This is a genomic window from Bacteroides sedimenti (assembly GCF_040365225.1).
GTDB classification, from domain to species: Bacteria; Bacteroidota; Bacteroidia; order Bacteroidales; family Bacteroidaceae; genus Bacteroides; species Bacteroides sedimenti.
In genome coordinates this window covers 2,894,118-2,915,382 of sequence record NZ_AP028055.1, presented here as the reverse complement: position 1 = coordinate 2,915,382, position 21,265 = coordinate 2,894,118, and the positions used below count along the sequence as shown (strand labels likewise).

The 21,265-nt window shown below is 38.7% G+C and carries 12 protein-coding genes; 3 read left to right on the top strand and 9 right to left on the bottom strand.

The features are described from left to right. From ABWU87_RS11685 to leuS, 3 genes are read right to left on the bottom strand one after another with little or no spacing between them, the layout of a single operon-like run. Complete coding sequence (locus ABWU87_RS11685) at positions 1–1,488, bottom strand: DUF6056 family protein (RefSeq protein WP_353330914.1); 1,488 nt, start codon at positions 1,486–1,488, stop codon at positions 1–3. Positions 1,489–1,504: 16 nt separating this feature from the next. Further along, a complete protein-coding gene (locus ABWU87_RS11680) occupies positions 1,505–2,386 on the bottom strand; it encodes a YitT family protein (protein WP_353330912.1) in 882 nt (293 codons plus the stop codon). A 14-nt stretch (positions 2,387–2,400) separates the two neighbouring features. Beyond that, on the bottom strand, positions 2,401–5,190 hold the full coding sequence (gene leuS / locus ABWU87_RS11675; RefSeq protein WP_353330910.1) for a leucine--tRNA ligase: 2,790 nt from the start codon (positions 5,188–5,190) through the stop codon (positions 2,401–2,403). 581 nt (positions 5,191–5,771) lie between these two features. Here leuS and ABWU87_RS11670 point away from each other — a divergent pair. The 3 genes from ABWU87_RS11670 (at position 5,772) to ABWU87_RS11660 (ending at position 11,220) form a co-directional block, all read left to right on the top strand. Then, positions 5,772–6,437, top strand: coding sequence for a hypothetical protein (locus ABWU87_RS11670; protein WP_353330908.1), 666 nt, complete (start codon positions 5,772–5,774; stop codon positions 6,435–6,437). 110 nt (positions 6,438–6,547) lie between these two features. Further along, the gene (gene mutS / locus ABWU87_RS11665; RefSeq protein WP_353330906.1) at positions 6,548–9,163 is read left to right on the top strand and encodes a DNA mismatch repair protein MutS; all 2,616 of its coding nucleotides are present in this window, start codon (positions 6,548–6,550) and stop codon (positions 9,161–9,163) included. 23 nt (positions 9,164–9,186) lie between these two features. Next, entirely contained in the window at positions 9,187–11,220 is a 2,034-nt protein-coding gene (locus tag ABWU87_RS11660) for a family 20 glycosylhydrolase (RefSeq protein WP_353330904.1), read from the top strand. A gap of 1,368 nt (positions 11,221–12,588) precedes the next feature. Here the strand turns inward: ABWU87_RS11660 and ABWU87_RS11655 are convergent. The 6 genes from ABWU87_RS11655 to ABWU87_RS11630 form a co-directional block, all read right to left on the bottom strand. Then, entirely contained in the window at positions 12,589–13,818 is a 1,230-nt protein-coding gene (locus tag ABWU87_RS11655) for a DUF4861 domain-containing protein (protein ID WP_353330902.1), read from the bottom strand. A gap of 84 nt (positions 13,819–13,902) precedes the next feature. After that, entirely contained in the window at positions 13,903–14,682 is a 780-nt protein-coding gene (locus ABWU87_RS11650) for a gluconate 5-dehydrogenase (RefSeq protein ID WP_353330900.1), read from the bottom strand. Between the two features lie 21 nt (positions 14,683–14,703). Further along, positions 14,704–15,546, bottom strand: a complete 843-nt coding sequence (kduI, locus tag ABWU87_RS11645) for a 5-dehydro-4-deoxy-D-glucuronate isomerase (RefSeq protein ID WP_353330898.1) — start codon at positions 15,544–15,546, stop codon at positions 14,704–14,706. A gap of 176 nt (positions 15,547–15,722) precedes the next feature. Continuing rightward, a complete protein-coding gene (locus tag ABWU87_RS11640; RefSeq protein WP_353330896.1) occupies positions 15,723–17,837 on the bottom strand; it encodes a glycoside hydrolase family 2 protein in 2,115 nt (704 codons plus the stop codon). Positions 17,838–17,859: 22 nt separating this feature from the next. Continuing rightward, positions 17,860–20,091, bottom strand: a complete 2,232-nt coding sequence (locus ABWU87_RS11635; protein WP_353330894.1) for a M60 family metallopeptidase — start codon at positions 20,089–20,091, stop codon at positions 17,860–17,862. Positions 20,092–20,117: 26 nt separating this feature from the next. Next, the gene (locus tag ABWU87_RS11630; protein ID WP_353330892.1) at positions 20,118–21,236 is read right to left on the bottom strand and encodes a glycoside hydrolase family 88/105 protein; all 1,119 of its coding nucleotides are present in this window, start codon (positions 21,234–21,236) and stop codon (positions 20,118–20,120) included. Positions 21,237–21,265 lie beyond the last annotated feature (29 nt).

Sequence of the window (21,265 nt, the reverse complement as noted above, 5' to 3'; positions counted from 1 at the left end):
TCATTGTCTGCTGAATTTATTGTTTCTGATATTTTTCCCGAAAAGTTTCAATGCTTCAAAATTTGAATAGCTATACTCTTTTCTATCTTCCTTTTTTATTTTTGCTTTACAATTCCAATATTCCTTGTAACTTCTGTTGGCCCAGTAATTTTCATCGTTGCTGATATCGTTGAAATAGATTGTTTTGGGCAGATTATCAATTACAGGAATCATAATAACCTGTGAAGTATTATTATTGTTTTCAATCAATACTCTTCTTTTTTCTAACTCCTCATTGTAGTTGCTAGCTCTTCCTGTTATTAAATCAACGTATGATGTTGCCACATTATTATTGATATTGAATACATTATTTAGTAAAAAGGCAACTAAGACAGTGGCATAAAGATATTTTAGATAAGAATTATTATGTGAAGGAATTTGTTTTTTGTACTTATTGATTATTAGCTGGATGCCAAAAAACCAGGAAAAAATGAAGAAAAGGTATATCACATTGGCAATGCGACCAATTACCACTGTTCCAAGTCCCCAGAATGGTGGGATATGAGCTAAGAAAAGCGTTAGGAAAAAGAAAAGTATGAAATATTTCCACTTGATACTAAAAAGTTTATTCAGCTTTTCATTCTCTGAATTTGCTATTTTTATACCGAAGAGTGTAATATAAACGATGGAAGCAAGTAATAACGTTTGTCCCCAGACAACAAACCAAGAGAAACTTTGCAAAAGGCTGCCACCTATTGTCCAGATAAGATTGCAAGAGGTGGTTTCTCCTTCAGATCTGATGGAATTTCCCGGAGATAAAACTACAATTGCCAGACAAATAGCCGATACAAATAATAAGAGTGCATTTTGTTTATTTATCTGATTTTTTTGGATATATGGGACAATGTTAATAAACAATAGAATTGAAAACAGAATACAGGCTGAAACCTCATTTCCGCCAATAATAAGTATGGTTAATGCGACTGCAGTAATTTGTTGCAGTAAATTTCTTTTTTTTATCAGGATTGCTCCCAAAATTAGAGTGAGTATTGCAGGAACAGTGTAGGCTGCATAACCTGAAAACCAATAAAACGCTTCTGAAGAACTGGGTGTCTGAAATAAAAACAATAGAATGAAAAACATGCTGATTGAACATATTTTCAAGCGGCTGAGAGTTCCTTTAAATAGCGAATGAAAGAGATAGAAAAAGGAGAAAGAAAAGAAAAGAAGCAACACCACAGGGTAGGCTTTGTAGGCAGTCAAAGAATGGAAAGTAAGTGGATTTAATTGACCAATCGCTGTGGCAAAATATCTTCCGGACCAGGTTTGATAAGTGTGAAATATAACGTCGAAAATGTTTCTATTGACATCTCTTAATGCGTACGTATAATCATCATTGGCCGGATTATTATAAACAGATAGTAAAAATAATGGGAGTAGAGAACTGATACAAGAGATGATCAGTAATAAATCTGCCCATTTATATTTACTATCTGTCTTTATTTTCATTAATTATGGATTCTGGTTATTTCACTTTGATCTTTTCAAACCCTTCTCCATACACACCAATTACTGAACTCTGCGATACGAAAGCATCGGGATCAATATCTTTCACCAGACGGAATATTTCAATAGATTGACTCTTTTTGGCTAGCACAAAGAGAACTTTCACCCGTTCTTTGGTGTACCATCCTGTTCCGTCTAAGATGGTTACTCCACGATGTTGATCCTGAACTATTCTTTCGGCAATCTTTTCGTAATGCTTGGAGAAAATAAAAAATTGAACTGACTGTCGGGCGCTATTCACAATCAAGTCGAGCACATAGCTGATTACAACCAGTGTGGATAGTCCGAATAATACTCTTCTCCAGTCATCAAAGATAAAATAGCATGAACATATAATTACCACATCGCAGTATAAAATCATACGTCCAAAGGTTACATCCTTGTATTTATTGACAATGGCGGCAATTATATCTGTACCTCCTGTACTACCGTTGTTTACAAACACTATCCCCAATCCTATTCCGCACATGGTAGCTCCAATTACGCAGGCCATAAAATCCTGACCTGGTCCCAATAGCAGCTTATTTCCAATCATCAACTGGAATAACCAGAGAAAAAAGGTTAGTGCAAAGATGGCATAGGTTGTTTTTATACTGAATTTAGGTCCCAGTATTCTTATTGCAAATGTCATTAAGATGGCATTAATAATAAAATAACTGATTTCAATCTGCACACCTGTGGCGTAGTAAATTATTGCTGAAATACCTGTTACACCACCGGTTGTTATTTGGTAGGGCAGTAAAAATGCTGCCCAACCTACTGCATAACTAATTAAGCCTAAGTTGATGAAAAAATAATCTTTTAATTCTCTTAAAAAATCAGTTTTATTAAATTTTACCATATTGGCTCTTAATATTAGACAACAATGTTCACAATCTTTTTAGGAACGATAATCACTTTCTTGATGGGTTTGCCTTCAATCCATTTAATTGCGTTTTCGGATGCAAGGACTTTTTCCTGTATGGTATTATTGTCTGCATCTGCTGCAAATTCCATGTTGAATCGCGCTTTACCATTGAAAGAGATTGTATAGTTCACAACATCTTCTTTTAGATATTCTTCATTTAATTCTGGCCATTGTGCATCACAAACAGAGGTTGTATTACCCAATGTCTCCCACAACTCTTCACTGATGTGAGGAGCAAATGGTGCCAACAAGATAACCAGGTTGTTGAGAATCTCTTTTTTGCTGCATTTCAAGGAAGAGAGCTCGTTTACACAAATCATAAATGCACTGACTGAAGTGTTGTATGAGAACATCTCAATATCAGCTGATACTTTCTTAATCAGTTTATGAATTGCTTTCAGTTCTTCTTTGGTTGCAGGTTCATCTTTAACTTGGAATTCTCCGGTTTTGCTATAGAATAGATGCCAGAATTTGCGGATGAAACGGTAAACACCGTCAATGCCGTTAGTGTCCCATGGCTTGGATTGTTCAACAGGACCTAAGAACATCTCATACAATCTGAGTGTATCTGCACCATATTTTTCAACAATCATATCTGGATTTACCACGTTGAACATCGATTTACTCATCTTTTCAACAGCCCAACCACAGATGTACTTGCCATCTTCAAGAATGAATTCCGCAGTTTTGTATTCCGGATTCCAATTTTTGAATGCTTCCAGGTCAAGAATATCATTACTTACAATATTTACATCTACGTGCAACGGAGTTACATCGTACTGATCTTTTAAGTTGAGCGATACAAATGTATTGGTATCTTTAATTCGATAAACAAAATTACTTCTTCCCTGAATCATTCCCTGGTTAATCAGCTTCTGGAAAGGTTCTTCTTTAATAGAAACGCCGATATCATGCAGAAATTTATTCCAGAAACGAGAATAAATCAAGTGACCGGTAGCATGCTCGGTTCCTCCTACATAAAGATCCACATTTTGCCAGTATGCATTTGCCTTAGATGATACCAGTGCTTCGCAATTGTGCGGATCCATATAACGTAGATAGTAGGCGCTTGATCCTGCAAATCCCGGCATTGTATTCAGTTCAAGAGGATACCCTTCTTCAGTTTTCCAGTTTGTTGCACGACCCAGTGGTGGTTCTCCTGTTTCTGTTGGAAGGAATTTGTCTACCTCAGGAAGTTCCAATGGAAGCTTGTCTTCATCAAGCATATAAGGCATTCCTTCTTTGTAGTATACCGGGAATGGTTCACCCCAGTAACGCTGACGTGAGAAGATTGCATCACGAAGACGGTAGTTGACCTTCACTTTACCCAGGTTATTTTCCTTTATGTATTCTTTGGTTTTGGCAATAGCTTCCTTGATAGTCAGTCCGTTAAGTACCAATCCGCCTTCGATTGCATTTTCGGGACTTGGAGAGTTAATCATGATTCCTTCCTTGGCATCAAAGCTATCTTCAGAAACATCGCAGCCTTCAATCAACGGACGGATTTCCAGTCCGAAATGTTTAGCAAATGCATAGTCACGACTATCGTGTGCCGGTACTGCCATGATAGCTCCGGTACCATATCCAGCTAATACATAATCGCTGATCCATACCGGAATAGCTTCCTGGGTCAAAGGATTAATTGCATACGATCCGGAGAACACGCCGGTTACCCTACGGTCGGCAATACGTTCGCGTTCGGTTCTTTTCTTTGTAGCGTCCAGATAAGACTGAACTTCTGCTTTCTGCTTAACTGTGGTTAGTTTGCCCACCAGTTCGCTTTCAGGAGCAAGAACCATGAAGGTTACACCAAAAATTGTATCGGCACGGGTAGTAAAGATGGTGAATTCCATATCGGAATCTTTAACCTTAAATTGCATTTCGGCACCTTCACTCCTACCAATCCAGTTTTTCTGCGTCTCTTTCAACGAATCGGTCCAGTCTACAGTTTCCAGTCCATCGAGAAGACGTTGTGCATAAGCAGAAACACGCAAGCACCATTGACGCATTACTTTTTGAATAACCGGGTGACCACCACGTTCAGATACTCCATCAACAACTTCATCGTTTGCAAGTACAGTTCCAAGTGCCGGACACCAGTTTACCATTGTGTCTCCAAGGTAGGCAATGCGGTAGTTAAGCAGGATACTTTGTTGTTCTTTCTCACTTTTAGCCTTCCATTCTTCGGCTGTAAACGAAAGTTCTTCGCCACAGGCAGCATTCAACCCTTCAGTACCGAGGGTTTCAAATCTATTGATCAGTTCGGTTATTGGAGCTGCTTTTTTTGCATCGTTATCGTAATAGTGTTTAAACATTTGCTGGAAAGCCCACTGTGTCCATTTATAATAATCCGGTTCACAGGTACGTATCTCTCTACTCCAGTCGAATGAAAAACCAATTTTATCTAATTGCTCACGATAACGGTTGATGTTATTTACAGTTGTTATTGCAGGGTGTTGTCCGGTTTGGATGGCGTATTGCTCAGCCGGCAATCCATAAGCGTCATATCCCATCGGATTCAGTACATTGAATCCCTGTAGACGCTTGTAACGGGCATAAATATCAGATGCGATGTATCCTAGCGGATGTCCAACATGTAATCCTGCTCCCGAAGGATAAGGAAACATGTTTAGTACATAAAACTTTTTCTTTGATTCATCTTCAGTTACCTGATAGGTTTTTTGGTCAGCCCATCGTTTTTGCCATTTCTTCTCAATCTCCCTGAAATTATATTCCATAGCGAACTCTTTTTATCTTAATGTGTTAATTAATTACGTAATGAAGTTATTTAGTGGACAAAGATAATGAAAGATAAGCTTATTTGGCTCTACTTTTTTTAAATTCTTATTGATTTTCTGAATAATGAAATAGGGTTTTTAATTCTCTTGTACAGGAAAGTAACCAATCTATGTTCAAGTAGATAAATCCCTTATTAATATTAAAGATGAATTGGTAACTATATATACTATTCTTAATGATAACTTCTGGTAGCTATCATGAATGAAAGCTGAATTTTAATCTTTGTATTCAACCCAAAAGCCTTGATATTATGAAAGCAATAACTCTTTATCTTGGTAGGAAATACCGGCTATTTTGGGTAGTCGTACTTTTCCTCTCTTGCATCCTTCTTTTTGCAATCATTAAGGAGTTAATTTTAATGGTTTATCTTTATCTGTTTCTGTTGTTTCCACTCCTTTTTTATGCATTTTCGAAGGGAATCGGAAAAATTAGATTGCTGGAAGATGTGATCCAAATCTATAATCTATTTGCTCTGCCCAAGTCAAAAATATGCCTGAACGACCTTAAAGGATTCGAATTTATGAGAGACTACTATTATTCTGTTCCAAAAGGTAGAGGAAAATATATTGGGATAAGTGGACCCACTGTGATGATATTTCATTTTAAAGATGGAAAACGTAAGGCTTTTTCCCTATTTGGTTTTCATGATATAAAGATAATTCTGACTTATTTACATGATAATAATATCCAATTTCTTAATTACAAACCAATCACTCCAATTGATACGAAAGTTAAGGTTTCTATCTACCAGAAATCGGGTATGCAAGCATTTTTTACAATTATTTCCCCTTTAATTATTCTGGGTGCAATTATAATTTTTATGGTTTACAGTTTTATTGTTTATCATAATGAAACAACTTTTCATCTGCTGTTATGTTTTCTTCCTTTATTGTTATATTTTATATATACCTACTGGGAACGTATGTATTACCTGAAAATGAAAGATGAATCGTTTACTATTCGAAACCTGCTTGGAAGAAAGAGCTGGGGATTTAAATACGATGATACAATGAAGGTATCTTTTGGTTCGAGTTTAGGGAAGGGGGCTTTTCTTTACCTTGAAATACTTGATAAAAATTTTAAATACTACCAATTTCCACTTGATATGCTCCCCAAAAAGGATATAAAAGAAATTGTTAATATTTTCAAAGAAAAAGGGGTAGATGCAACTGCTGAATGTTATTAGGGACTTTAAAGATTAAATAATTGTTCAATTTTTAAGTTTTTGGCGACCAGATTTCTTCTTAAAAGAACTATATTTGCGTTTATTATTCACTAAAATAAGAGGAATTTACCGTGGCAAATGATATAGTTCTTACCCCAATGATGAAACAGTTTCTGGACCTAAAAGCCAAACATCCGGATGCGGTGATGCTTTTTCGTTGTGGAGACTTTTACGAAACATATTCTGAAGATGCTATCATCGCTTCTGAAATATTGGGGATTACACTGACCAAAAGAGCAAACGGACAAGCTAAAACAATTGAGATGGCGGGATTCCCCCATCATGCTTTGGATACATACTTACCTAAACTGATTAGAGCTGGCAAGAGAGTTGCAATTTGTGACCAGCTCGAGGATCCTAAAACAACAAAAAAACTGGTGAAACGAGGAATTACCGAATTGGTGACTCCTGGAGTTTCTATTAACGATAATATTCTAAATTACAACGAGAATAATTTTTTGGCTGCAGTTCATTTTGGAAAGAATGAATGTGGGATAGCTTTTTTGGATATTTCTACGGGGGAGTTTCTTACAGCAGAAGGACCTTTTGATTATGTAGATAAACTGTTGAATAATTTTGCTCCGAAAGAAGTTCTTTTCGAACGTAGCAAAAGGGGGATGTTTGAAGGTAACTTTGGAAATAAATTCTTCACTTTTGAATTAGAAGACTGGGCCTTTACCGAAACAAGTGCCCGTGAAAGATTACTCAAGCATTTTGAAACAAGTAGCCTTAAAGGATTTGGGGTGGAACATCTCAAGTACGGAATTGTAGCGTCTGGAGCAATTCTTCAATATCTGGACATGACCCAGCATACTCAGATTGGCCACATTACATCACTTTCGCGAATTGAAGAAGACAGATATGTGCGTTTGGATAAATATACCGTTCGCAATCTTGAATTGATATCAAGTATGAATGACGGAGGGAAAAGCCTGTTGAATGTGATTGATAGAACAATTAGTCCGATGGGTGCCCGAATGTTAAAACGTTGGATAGTCTTTCCCCTGAAAGATGAAAAGCCAATCAATGACCGACTGAATGTTGTGGAATATTTTTTCCGTCATCCTGAGTTCAAGGAACTGATTGAAGAACAATTACATTTAATAGGCGATTTGGAACGAATCATCTCGAAAGTGGCTGTCGGAAGGGTATCTCCAAGAGAGGTTGTTCAGTTGAAAGTTGCATTAAGAGCAATAGAACCCATAAAAGAGGCATGTTTATCGGCCGATAATCAGAGTCTGAGTAGGATAGGGGAGCAGCTTAATCTCTGTATTTCCATTCGAGAAAAGATTGAGGGGGAGATAAATAATGATCCGCCTCTACTGATCAATAAAGGCGGAGTAATTAAGAGCGGTGTGAATTCAGAGCTTGATGAGTTGCGAAAAATTGCCTTTTCAGGAAAAGATTACTTGTTGCAGATTCAGCAACGCGAGAGTGAATTAACAGGAATTCCCAGTCTGAAAATTGCTTATAACAACGTTTTCGGTTACTTTATTGAAGTTAGAAATACCCATAAAGATAAGGTGCCGCAAGAATGGATCCGAAAACAAACCTTAGTCAATGCGGAGCGTTATATTACTCAGGAACTTAAAGAATATGAAGAGAAAATATTAGGAGCCGAAGATAAAATCCTGGTTCTCGAAACCCGTATTTATAACGATCTGGTGCTTTCTTTGAATGAATATATTCCGGCAATCCAAATTAACGCCAATCAAATTGCCCGGATAGATTGTCTTTTGTCCTTTGCTAATGTTGCAGCTGAAAACAAATACATTCGACCTGTCATTGAAGATAACGATGTGCTTGAAATTAAACAGGGAAGACATCCTGTGATTGAAAAGCAACTTCCTGTAGGCGAGAAATATATTGCCAACAATGTGACGATTGACACGGAACATCAGCAGATAATCATTATCACAGGACCGAATATGGCCGGTAAATCAGCTTTGCTTCGGCAGACTGCCCTTATTACGCTATTGGCTCAGATAGGTAGTTTTGTGCCAGCTGAAAGTGCTCATGTAGGGTTGGTAGACAAAATATTCACCCGAGTTGGGGCAAGTGATAATATTTCGGTAGGTGAATCTACATTCATGGTCGAGATGAATGAAGCATCCGATATTCTGAATAATATATCCCCACGAAGCCTTGTCCTGTTTGACGAACTTGGTCGTGGAACATCCACCTACGACGGTATCTCTATTGCCTGGGCAATTGTTGAGTACATTCACGAGCATCCTAAAGCAAGAGCTCGTACTCTCTTTGCTACTCATTACCATGAGCTCAATGAAATGGAGAAGTCCTTTAAACGGATAAAGAATTATAATGTTTCAGTGAAGGAAATTGATAATAAAGTGATATTCCTACGTAAACTTGAACGGGGTGGGAGCGAGCACTCCTTTGGTATTCATGTGGCGAAAATGGCAGGTATGCCCAAAAGTATTGTGAAGCGATCTAATGATATCCTTCATAAGCTGGAATCGGATAACCGCAAGAAGGGGATTTCGGGCAAGCATCTCTCGGAGGTTGGCGAGAACAGGGAAGGGATGCAGCTTAGTTTCTTCCAGCTGGACGACCCCGTACTTTGTCAGATCAGGGATGAGATCTTAAATCTGGATGTAAATAATCTAACACCTATTGAGGCACTGAATAAACTAAACGACATTAAGAAAATTGTCAAAGGGAAATAGCTTAGATTGCTAATATACAAACCATGAAAAAACACATTGCTTTAGTTTTTGCATCATTATTTATTGCTGTTTCTGCACTGAAAGCCCAGGAGCAGTGTCCGCAGGTAATTCCTTCTTTGAAAGAGTGGAAAGGGGGGAGTGGAAAACTCCTCCTGAAGAAAAAAGGAAGATTGGTGGTGCAGCCGGAATACAGAACAAAGCTTGCTTCCGGTGTGGAACAATTCAAGACCGATCTGCTCGAAATGTCGGGAATGAAATATGAGGTTAAATATGGCAAACCTGCCAAGGGCGATATCTATTTCACACTGAACACAGCCGATAAGTCACTGGGAGAGGAGGGGTATAAGATCAACATAGAGGATTATGTACGAGTGGAAGCACCAACCAAGAAAGGAGCGTTCTGGGCGACAAGAACCCTGCTTCAGATGATTCTGACCGGTGGAACGAATTTCCCGAAAGGGGAGATAAGGGATTTTCCAGACTATCCCAGAAGGGGATTCATGCTTGACTGCGGACGTAAGTTTTTTCCCATGAAATACCTGAAAGACTACGTGCGTATCCTCTCTTTCTATAAAATGAACGAGTTTCAGATTCACTTGAACGACAACGGTTTCGTTGAGTTCTTCGACAACGACTGGAACAAAACTTATTCGGCATTCCGTCTTGAAAGCACTAAGTTTCCGGGGCTGACAGCTAAGGATGGCTCCTATTCCAAGAAAGAGTTTACGGAGCTTCAGCAGGAAGCGGCGGATTTTGGAGTGAACATCATCCCCGAAATAGACATTCCGGCCCATTCACTGGCGTTCACTCAGTATAAACCGGGGATAGGGAGCAAAGAGTATGGAATGGATCACCTGGATCTTTATAACCCTGAGACCTACAAATTCTGCGATGCCTTGATTGATGAGTACATCGGCGGAGATAATCCCGTATTCATAGGGAAAGACTTCCATATCGGCACCGATGAATACAACAAAAAGGAGGCGGAGAAATACCGCTATTTTACTGATAGGTACCTTAAGCTGGTAGAATCCTATCATAAGCAGCCACGCATGTGGGGAGGCTTGAAATGGCTTCCCGGCAAGACTCCCGTCAAGTCGAAAGGGGTTATTGTCAACGCCTGGTCCATTGACTGGGTAGACCCCATTGTTTCATTGAAGGATGGATATGAATTAATAAATACTTGTGACACTTATCTCTATATTGTTCCGGGTGCAGGTTACTATCAGGATTTCCTTAATACAGAATGGATATATAAAAACTGGAGCGTTGCCAAGATTAATCGTGAGGTGACATTGCCGAAAGATCAACCAGGACTGACGGGTGCGATGTTTGCTGTTTGGAATGATCACTGCGGCAATGGAATTTCTCAGAAGGATGTCCATTTGCGTACAATGCCCGCTTTGCAGACTCTTGCTCAGAAAATGTGGAACGATGGAGGCAAACCGGCTGAATTTGCCGATTTTGAACAGATACGTAAAAGAATGATTGAAGCACCGGGGGTTAATCTGGCTGGAAAGATTGAAAGCAAATCGGATGTGGCCTTAAAGTACGATGTTATTTCTCCAAAAAGCAAAGACCTCTCTGAGAATGGGTTTAATATTAAGAAACGGAGAGACGGGATTATTGAAACACCGATTTATGAGGTAGGTTATCCATATTCCGTTGAATTTGATCTTAATCTGTCGGCTGACAGCCCGAAAGATGCAATCCTTTTTGCCAATGATTACGTAAAGGTGTATGCAAACTGGAATAGCACCGGTAAGATTGCCTTTTCTCGCGAAGGGTATACCTTCACCTTCGAGAGTGCGATTCCAACCAATGAGTGGGTGAAAATCGGCATCGCAGGCAATGTAAAGGGCATGACGCTTTACATAAACGGCAAGCAGGTAGAGGATTTGACTGCACAGAAAAGAGTGTGTTCGAAGTTAAATGGTGGTTCAAGTACCATGTATTATCACTTCACCAGCTTCTTCCCGCTTCAGTTTATCGTCGATAAATTGACCGGATTCAAAGGTGAGATGAAGAATCTGGAGGTCAGACAGCTGAAGCAATAGGTCTTCCTCTTTAGAAATGGATGAAGTGGGTGGCATCGGTGTGATCTTCTACTTCGGAATAATGGGATGTGTGATAGAAACTGCAAAACAGGATTTATCAGGCGCATTATCTCTACTTCAGAATAATGAGAAGTCCCGTAAAATTGCGCGGCAAATGAAAGCAGCATTCCGTTGAAATAGGTCTGTATCTATCTAATATACAGGCCTGCTGGCGGAACCAAACGCACTCCCCGAAAATCTTACGCCTTGAATTTAAAATCTGCCGCCATGTTTTGCTCAAACTCTCGTTATGTTTTTCCAATCTATCGCCATGTTTTGCTCGTTCCTTTAGCATGTATTGCTTAATCTTACTTTATGTCCTGCCTACTTCCTACCATGTTTTACCCGATCTTTCACTATGATTATCACGATCTTTAGGTATATATTCACCGATCTTTGGGCATGTTTGACTCAATCTTTAAGCATGTATTTCCCGTTCTTTCCTTATGTTTTATTTTCATGAAGCATAAAAATTCCAACCTTTGACTAGATTGAACTTGCAGTTACCTGGGTTATTGCCAAAACCGATGGGTGATATTCCGGCGACTTCCACTCTAAAGCCAATTAGCTTTTAAGTTTTGCTGAAACTGATTCGCGGCATTCAATCAAATAAAGTTTTAGCTATTATAGATTCATTATCGTTATTGCCGGAACCTATGGGCGAGATTCTACCGGTTTCTGGGTTAACCCGATATTATATTGCAATACGGACCGCTTTTAGCAGCATTATTCCCCCTTCGATAGGTCAAGCCACCGTTTTTCTTTCCATGCATGCAAGGGTTAAAGGAGTAATCTGTCAATATATCGATGAATTTACCTGAATTTTATGTTATATATCTTTATTTGAATACATTATATTTTACATCAAATTACAGTGTGATTAAATCTCATTATATCAAATGATTACGTTATACATAAGTGTGAATTTAAATAGTTAACCCGTTTATTGCACTATATATAGCCCATTTTATGTAAATATGGATTATTTTGCATAAAAAATGGTCAAAAAACAATGTGTCATAATGTGTTGAAAATCAGGGATGAAACATATTTTAACTCTCATTTTGGGGGCGAACAAGAAATACTTCGCCTTGTTTTCTGTCCTACTATTTTATTTTTATGACTAGATGATTGATAATGAGCCACGGGGGATTTAAACTAGCCCCCTATATATACAAAAATATGGTATAGTTTCCCGTGGATTTATTTTCAACAGGATGCCGGTGTTTTCAGAACCGACTTTTTGAGCTGTACTAAGAGAGGATGCAAAACAAACGAGGGTGAAATCGCATTTGCGAAACACCCTCGTTTGTTGTATGATGAAATAATTTATTTAATTGTAACGCTTAAAGGTGAACGTGCTTTCTGTGCAAATTCATCTACATATTTAAACCAGTCGGCCGAGCTCTTGAATCCCCATTTGCTCCAACCTGCACCGAAGTAATAAATAAATTCCGAACCAGCTTCGTAATCGCTGATAGCCATCACGTGTCCGTTTGCCCCATCTTTTATTTTTGTGGCTTCAGCGCCTTTAAACAGTTGTACTTTGGTCTCTTTTACATTGGCGGGAAATACAGCTCCTACGTAGATTTGCCCGTTTACTGGATCTTTCGGATCAGCATAGGCAATATATCCTTTACTTGCCGACATTGCGTAATCGTTGCTTCCTTTGTGGATTACAATTCCAGTTGCTAGAGGTAATATCTCTTTGATTTTACTATAAGAAACAGCAATTTTATTCATCTGTGAACCAGCATCCAGAGAAATGATGCGGGTTTCAACCACGGAGCTATCTCCTTTGATGGTTATAGGGTTGTAGGTAAGTTTCACCGTAAATCTTAATGGACCATTATCAAGTACCTCTTGTTTTGCATAACAATATGGATAAACCAATGTGCTATCAATCAGAAAGGCAGATGTTCCGGCTCCCAAAGTTGGTCCCACTTTATAAAAGTCGAGTCCGTTTCCGTGGTCCACATGGTAAGTAGAGGCTTCCCTCAACGCTTTTGCTGCAGCAGGATCTGTTTTTTCAAGGCTTTTTATCTTTTCCACGGTGTTTTTGTCCAGTTCTTTGGCATATCTTGCTTCCACAACAGGCTGTTCACATCGTTTTACCCAGATATCAAAGCCAAAAGCTTTTTCGCCTGTTGCTTGAAGTGCTGGTCCATAGGTACGAAAAGCTATACGGTCATTTTCCCAAGCAACATCATCCAACCGTTCGGGGTATTGTTTTCCGCATGTAATTGTGTTGAAGGTGTTTGGAGAACCTATTTTGATAGTATAATCTTCTGATGAATTCGCTTTCACCGTAGTAGGAAATACTAGGTTTCCATCATAAGTAACCTGATAGGGAAGTTGCTGATTGTATTTATCCAAAACCACAACTTGATCTGTTTTTGAAAGGCTAAGCTTTGCATTAATATCATTCATGGAAACTTCCACCATCTCTTTAGCGCGGTCTAGTGAAGAGGTATTTGATACCTTGACACTGATGCTTTTTGAGCCTGAGCATGAGATTGCCATGCATGAGGCAAAAAGCAGGAATAGTATTTTTTTCATTCTTGATTATTTGAGGTGAAAAAAGGGGGTGCCGATGCAGGCACTATTAAAGTGTTACATCGGCACATAGGTTGGTTTTTTATTTTATTTAGGTTGTTTGCCTATATAAGCCAGAATACCACCATCCACATACAGAACGTGTCCATTAACAAAATTGGATGCGTCAGAAGCTAAGAATACGGCTGGCCCCATTAAATCTTCAGGGGTTCCCCAACGAGCAGCCGGAGTCTTGGAAATGATGAATTCGTTGAAAGGATGTCCCGGAGTACGAATCGGAGCAGTCTGAGGTGTTTCAATATATCCTGGACCAAGGCCATTACATTGGATGTTATATTCACCATATTCAGAAGCAATGTTGCGAGTCAACATCTTCAAACCACCCTTAGCAGCTGCATAGGCAGATACTGTTTCACGTCCAAGTTCACTCATCATAGAGCAGATGTTGATAATCTTACCATGACCTTTCTTAATCATTGATGGGATAACAGCTTTTGATACAATGAATGGACCATTCAAGTCGATATCGATAACCTGGCGGAAATCTTTAGCACTCATCTCAATCATTGGAATACGTTTGATGATTCCTGCATTGTTAACCAAGATATCAATAACGCCAACTTCTTTTTCAATCTGTGCTACTAAAGCATTTACTGCGTCTTCGTCAGTCACGTCGCATATATATCCGTGCGCTTTGATGCCTTCTGCTTCGTAAGCAGCCAGACCTTTATTTACTAATTCCTGATTGATGTCGTTGAAAACAATTGTGGCACCGGCTTCTGCGAAACCTTTTGCCAAGGCAAAACCAATTCCATAGGATGCACCTGTTACAAGTGCTATTTTACCTTCTAATGAAAAATTAACCATTGTCTTATAGTTTTTAAGTTATTATTTAAGATCAGTAATTGCAGAGAAGTCCTGATCACCATAATCGAGGTTTTCACCTCCCATTCCCCAGATAAATGTATAGTTGTGCGTAGCTGCTGCCGAGTGGATTGACCATTCGGGAGAGAGTACAGCCTGATCACCTTTCATCCAGATGTGACGGGTTTCGTCTACTTCGCCCATGAAATGGCATACTGCCTGATCTTCAGGAACTTCAAAGTAGAAGTACGCTTCCATACGACGTGAATGAACATGAGCTGGCATGGTGTTCCATACACTTCCCGGTGCTAACTCGGTCATACCCATCTGTATCTGGCAGGTTGGTAATACCTGGTTAACAATCATCTTGTTGATGTTACGGTGGTTTGATCCTTCTAGAGAGCCCATTTCGGCTACAACCGCATCTTGTTTAGTTACCTTTTTATCAGGATAATTTCTGTGTGCGGTCAGTGAGTTGAAATAGAATTTTGCAGGATTGTTAGAATCTTTGCTTTCAAAATAGACTTCGCGGTCACCAGAACCCAGATAAAGCGCCTCTTTATAGTTTAGCTCAAACTGAGTGTCACCTACCTTTACAATACCCGGGCCTCCTACATTATACATACCAATTTCACGGTTACGTAAAAATATAGGTTGTTTTAATGGATCGATAGCTTCCAGTTTTAAGGTTTCGCCGCAAGGCATCGCACCACCCACAACCATACGGTCGTACATGGAATATACCATATTTACTTCATTCGGAGTAAAAACTTTTTCGATTAAGAAATCTCTGCGAATTCTTTTTGTATCGTAGCTTTTCGCATCTTCAGGATGCGCTGCATAGCGAATTTCATAATTTGTTTTCATCTTTATAGATTTTAAGCAGTTTAGTTAATTGACTACGCCACAAAGTTATGAAAAGTATCATTTCTTCAGGTGGCAAAATCGTTCTTATTAGGTGGTAATATTGTTCCAAATTACATTAATAGTAACTTTTATCATTTATAACTTTGATAGGCTAGCCTTCGTTGTTCCCTTTTCATTTAGAAGCCTGAATGTTCTTCTACATTTTCTGTGGCATCATCTCCACGTTTTTTCTCACCAGTATAATTCCATTCAATCGTATCTTCGTAACTCTTGCCATTTTTTACCGAAACAGCTTTAAGTGTATTCTTTCCATTGGCTAACGTTACCTTATCGAATATATAATGTACAGGGGTATATCCTTGCTTTATTCCTGTCAGCTCCTTTCCGTTTAAGTATACCTTAGGCGCACCAACATTTGAGTAAACTGTAACTAATGTAACTTGCTTCTCGCGATTGGTGTTTCTTCTTTGGGTAAGATATAAAACAGGCTCTTTGCTCCAGTTGGCCTTATACCAGAAATAAGAATCCTTTTTTATTTTTCGGTCGAAAGTGACCAACCCTTTCAGGTTTCTTGCCGGAACTCCTCCTCGTGTCCACATTGGAACAGCAAAGTCGAACATATTCCATAAGTACGAAGCGATAATATAGGGGTGGTTAGCAATCACACTCCATTGGTACTCGTGTGTTTTTGTTTGAAAAGTTTCAGGATAAAATGGATCGCTCCAGTTTAAAGACTCATCTAAATATTCGGTTTGATGTGCAATATTAGCATCTGCTCCATATTCTGATAACATCAGTTTCTGGTAGGGATACTTCTTTTCCATTTCTTTCACCCAAGGTTTAATATCACCTATTTTCTTCTCATACCAACCAAAATAACGATTCATACCTTGTATATCAGCATTCATGTTTACGGGATGTTCAGCATGTCCATATCCATTCACAGAAACGGTAAAACGATCAGGGTCTTCAGTCTTGGCTAAATCGTGCAAGGATTGTGTTAGAGAACTTGTGTATTCGTGAGGTTGATAAACCTCATTATGCAATCCCCAAACATAAATGGAAGGATGGTTAAAGCTCTGACGAATCATTTCCCGAAGCTGTGTCTGTGCATTCTCAGCTTCTTTTCCCGTTACCCTGTTCACAAAAGGAATCTCAGCCCAAATAATCAGTCCCAGACTATCGCAACGAGAATAAAGGTACTCAGACTGTTGATAGTGAGCAAATCGAACAGTTGTGGCTCCAATATCCATGATCATGGCAAGGTCAGAATCATGGTTTTCGTTCTTCAAGGCACTACCCAGTCCCCACCAGTCCTGATGACGGGTAACTCCGTACATTGGATATTTCTCACCATTTAGATAGAAGCCTTTGCCGGCAACAATCTCATACTTCCTTACCCCCAGAGGCTGTGCCACTTCGTCAATAACCTGTCCGTCTTTTATCAGACGAGAAACAACCTTATACAGATAGGGATCTTTTCTTCCCTGCCACAAATGAGGTTGTTTCATGATAAAAGCAGAGAAATAAGTCTGTGATCCTTGCGGTGTAAGATCGAACGACTGTGTATCGCTGGAGACCTTTTTTCCTGCTTGGTTGTAAATCGTATTTTCCAGCTTTAAGGAGACCGGCTGTAGAGTTGCATTGTCAAGCTTTACCTTCACTGTTATATCAGCCTGTTGCTTTGATACATTTTTCTGAGTAATGTATACTCCCGAAGAGGCGCAGTCGGTTACCGTGATATTATTTTTTTCTGTTATTATGAGCCAAACCGGACGATAGATTCCGCCATATACGCCAAACAGGCCATGATTCACAGGAATCACATCGGGACGTGCAGTATTGTCTGCCTTTACAATGATCTCATTGTTAGCCCCCGGCTTTATTGCAGTTCCTATCTCACAAGCAAAAGCCGAATATCCTCCCTTATGAGTCCCCACTAAATTTCCGTTTACATACACCTCGGAACAAGCTCCTACTCCTTCAAAGCGAAGAAAAACACGTTTCCCTTGAAGTGATTCGGGAAAGAAATATGTTTTCCTGTAATAGCCCACTCCTTCATAAAAGTCATTGCTTCTTACCTGCATATCCTTTGCATTCCAGGTATGAGGTATTTCCACTTTTTCCCATCCTGAATTCCATTTTTGAGCTGCTTGCATAGCCTCTGACGAAAATGGCCCCTTCTTAAACTGCCAATCAGTGTTGAAAGAAAGAACCTCTCGACCTTGCAAGGGGGGAGGTAATAGTAATATATAAAGAAGAATTGCCGATAATAAAAAAAATCTATTCATATGTTTATAATATTGATTTATGTTATAGAGTTGCCTCTGTACGTGTTCCGTTGGCTGAGACAGCGTATATTTTTAGATTTGAATAATTGTTTTGTAGATCAAATGTTGAGTAAGGTGAAACAAACACTAAGCTGTTGTTACTAAAGACCTCAAATGCTACGGCATTTTTCCAACCATTCATCGTAACTTTTGTTCCATTAATAGTTACTGTTCCTTTTGATACAGCATTGTTTAACTTAAACAAATCATAATTCGATTCACAAATATACTGAAAAGGAGCTACAGGTTTAGTAAGTCCTAATGCTTTAATTTCGGCTAAAGTTGTTTCTACCTCTTCTTGTGTAATGGTCATGTCTTTATTGCCATAGTCATTAATTGTAAGCTGAACTGGTTTTAATAGTCCCCAGGCCTGAAAAAAATCCGTCAAATCTTCACCAGCCATTTCACAACATAACTTCACGAAAGCCAATTGGCATTTTCCACTTGTTGAAGGATCGGCATTAACTCTAATTGCTTCATATATATCTTTATAAAAATCATTTTTACCTTTCACGCCTGCACAGTAAAGCTGTAACTGCCAGAATGGTACAAGCTTCTGAAAGAAAGCATTGTCACCGGCTGCACCATGAGCAATATGAGGTACCACAATCTCGTGAAGAGACTGTTCATATATACTGTTATACCTTTTATCATCTGCATTTTCCAGGCGGGCTTTATTGCCAAAGCACTTTTGAACATACAAAGAAAGTACATTATTAGAGACTTCAGTCATACCCGCCCATTTAAATCCCGGACGTGTTTGATGAATATGCCCCATTTCGTGAGCTGGCCCCCAAATGTCTCCTCCGGTCAGTTTATTGGGATCAAGAATCTTTGCCATTGTTGGTTCAGAGTATGCTGTGCGATAATCTGTAGCATACATATAACTATCTGTATAAACAATGTGGCAGTACAGATGATTCTTTATCACTCTTTTATATTTTTCTAGTCCCAGGAATCGTTGTTCAAATTTCACTATGGAATCATATGCCTGAATCAGGCGTAGGCCATCGGATGTATATTTTTTAAAACTCTCTACAGGGAAAGTCAGATGTGCATATGCACCCACAACATCCAAATACTTATCAGTTGTTTTATTAAGTATGTTTACCCAATCTTTAGCAGTATGCTTATCGGAGCGAAACACGCCATTTACCTTTCCCGTTGCTATGTGAATTTTAACTGGCTTTTCTATTCCTGTTGGAGTATAATACATTATATACGCTAACCCTTTATTGGCTGCCTTAAATACATTTACTCCTTCTGATAACTGGAAAACACTACCTCCGTATCCATTGTCCAAATCTTGAATAAGTAAACTGATATTTTGTGCGGTAGGACCTACCATAACTGTCATTTCTTCTCCTTCACTCACCGAAATACCTGTTGGGTTATCACGTAAACTATATGGCGATATTTTGCATTCAGCCGCCATAATCGTAGGGTCGGGATAAGGTTTATATTCTTGTATACGGTATTCCCGCGGATAGCTCCCTCTGAGCATGTGTTGAGCTATATTTTTATAAAAAGCATTTGATATGCTATCCACATTCTTCTGTTCGAATCCGGTTTTTAGCTCAGAACAAGTCATATCGGTAAAAATATTTAAAGGATTATATGAAGAACGACCTTTAACAAAGAATTCCATTTCACCACAAGAGGTAATCCCCGGTTTTTTATATCCCGGAATCTCGTTGATTGCAGAGTTTACCACGAATCGAACAGCTTTAACTTTCCTTAATCCGTCGGGGAAGTTTATTCGTGAAGCTGTTACAACTCCTTTAAAATCATAGACACCTACTTTTTTAAAAAGAGGTTCAGTTTCTGTTGATATCCACACCTCGAACTCTTTAAAGTTTCCTCTTACATCATTTTTTCGAGGATGGTAAACTAAATAATCAATTGTCGGGGTGTTATCAAAATTATACTCCAGAGTTGTAGGATAATCAACAGGATTACTCCAGTTGGAATGATAAAATGTGTCATATTTACCATCATAAGATAATTCTATTCCATTGCCTGGTTGGTAAGAAGATGCCTTTGCTCCTGATACAATTAGTTTTATATCTTCTTGTACACCTGGATTTCCTTGTGGAGAGTATTCTTCTGTTTCTGTAATTTTCGGGTTATCCGAATTTGAAGTTATATCATCCGAACATGAATTAAAAATGGATGCTTCAAAAATGAGTATAGCTGAAAATATGTATTTTTTCATAGAACTAAATCATCTAGTTAACATTCTTATAACTCAGCCATTCGGTAAATCTGATTACCGGCAAGCAGAAATGCCCCCACTCCAAAAACCTCTGTCATCTCTCTGGTTACTTTCTTAGGATCTGCTCCTACAGGCTGCACATATCCAAGTTTCCCATCTTCATCTACGGAAGACACAAGCGCTTTCCATCCTTTTATTACAATGGGGAGAAATACTTTTTTGTCCAGTATTCCTTCATTAACGCCATATGCCATTGCGTACACATTAAAAGTTGTGCAGCTTGTCTCAGGTGAAGGATATGAATCGGGGTCCAACAAACTTGCATGCCAAAAACCATCTTTATTTTGCAGCTCGGCAACTCGCGTACACAATTTTATGTAAAGTTCTTCGTAAAATTTGCGATTTTTATCCTTCTTAGGTAATTCTTGTAATATCTCCGTTAATCCACCCAGTACCCAGCCATTGCCGCGTCCCCAAAATATTTTTTTGCCATTTTCCTCTTTTTGAGTAAAATAATGCCAATCTCGGAAAAATAAATTCTCTTTCTTATCAAACAAATAATCATAAGTCGCCTTATATTCCTTGTTTAAAAACTTAATATACTTCTTATCACCTGTAAGTCTATACAATTTTGCATATACAGGTGGTGCCATAAATAATGCATCGCACCAGGTCCAACGTTCCAGTGTTTTAGGTTTACTATAATCTAATTCGAAAGATCCTTTAGATGGATGCTCCATTACCCATTCTGCCCGGGCTATCGTAGGAACAATCATTGCATTCTTTTTATATTTCCGGTATAAATCAATGTATATTTGCGAAATTGCAATATCGTCAGCATGGTACATCCGCTGGTCTACCTGCCAATAATTACGAGAGCCAATGCGCAGCAACCATTTATAGTAAGAAGAGTCCTGATCTTCTTCCTCTGCCATTTTTGCCCATTCTAGCATACCCAGATATAATGTTGCATTTGTCCAATTGATTTCACCGTGCTTTACCTCTTTTTGATGAGCAATCTGCCAGTCTGCAACTTTCTTTATTATGTTTTTAACCTCTGATTTTTTAAATGAGATTTGTGAAAACGTGGGGAGAGATGACGAAAAAATAATTCCTAAAAGTATAAATCTATAATTTATTTTCATTATTTCTATATTTATTATATTAAAGGTGG

Coding starts and splice junctions, on each gene's coding strand:
- ABWU87_RS11655 (WP_353330902.1), bottom strand. CDS start 13,818: ATGAAAAAAATACTATTCCTGCTTTTTGCCTCATGCATGGCAATCTCA.
- kduI (WP_353330898.1), bottom strand. CDS start 15,546: ATGAAAACAAATTATGAAATTCGCTATGCAGCGCATCCTGAAGATGCG.
- ABWU87_RS11680 (WP_353330912.1), bottom strand. CDS start 2,386: ATGGTAAAATTTAATAAAACTGATTTTTTAAGAGAATTAAAAGATTAT.
- ABWU87_RS11640 (WP_353330896.1), bottom strand. CDS start 17,837: ATGAATAGATTTTTTTTATTATCGGCAATTCTTCTTTATATATTACTA.
- ABWU87_RS11685 (WP_353330914.1), bottom strand. CDS start 1,488: ATGAAAATAAAGACAGATAGTAAATATAAATGGGCAGATTTATTACTG.
- ABWU87_RS11670 (WP_353330908.1), top strand. CDS start 5,772: ATGAGAGACTACTATTATTCTGTTCCAAAAGGTAGAGGAAAATATATT.
- ABWU87_RS11650 (WP_353330900.1), bottom strand. CDS start 14,682: ATGGTTAATTTTTCATTAGAAGGTAAAATAGCACTTGTAACAGGTGCA.
- ABWU87_RS11630 (WP_353330892.1), bottom strand. CDS start 21,236: ATGAAAATAAATTATAGATTTATACTTTTAGGAATTATTTTTTCGTCA.
- leuS (WP_353330910.1), bottom strand. CDS start 5,190: ATGGAATATAATTTCAGGGAGATTGAGAAGAAATGGCAAAAACGATGG.
- ABWU87_RS11660 (WP_353330904.1), top strand. CDS start 9,187: ATGAAAAAACACATTGCTTTAGTTTTTGCATCATTATTTATTGCTGTT.
- ABWU87_RS11635 (WP_353330894.1), bottom strand. CDS start 20,091: ATGAAAAAATACATATTTTCAGCTATACTCATTTTTGAAGCATCCATT.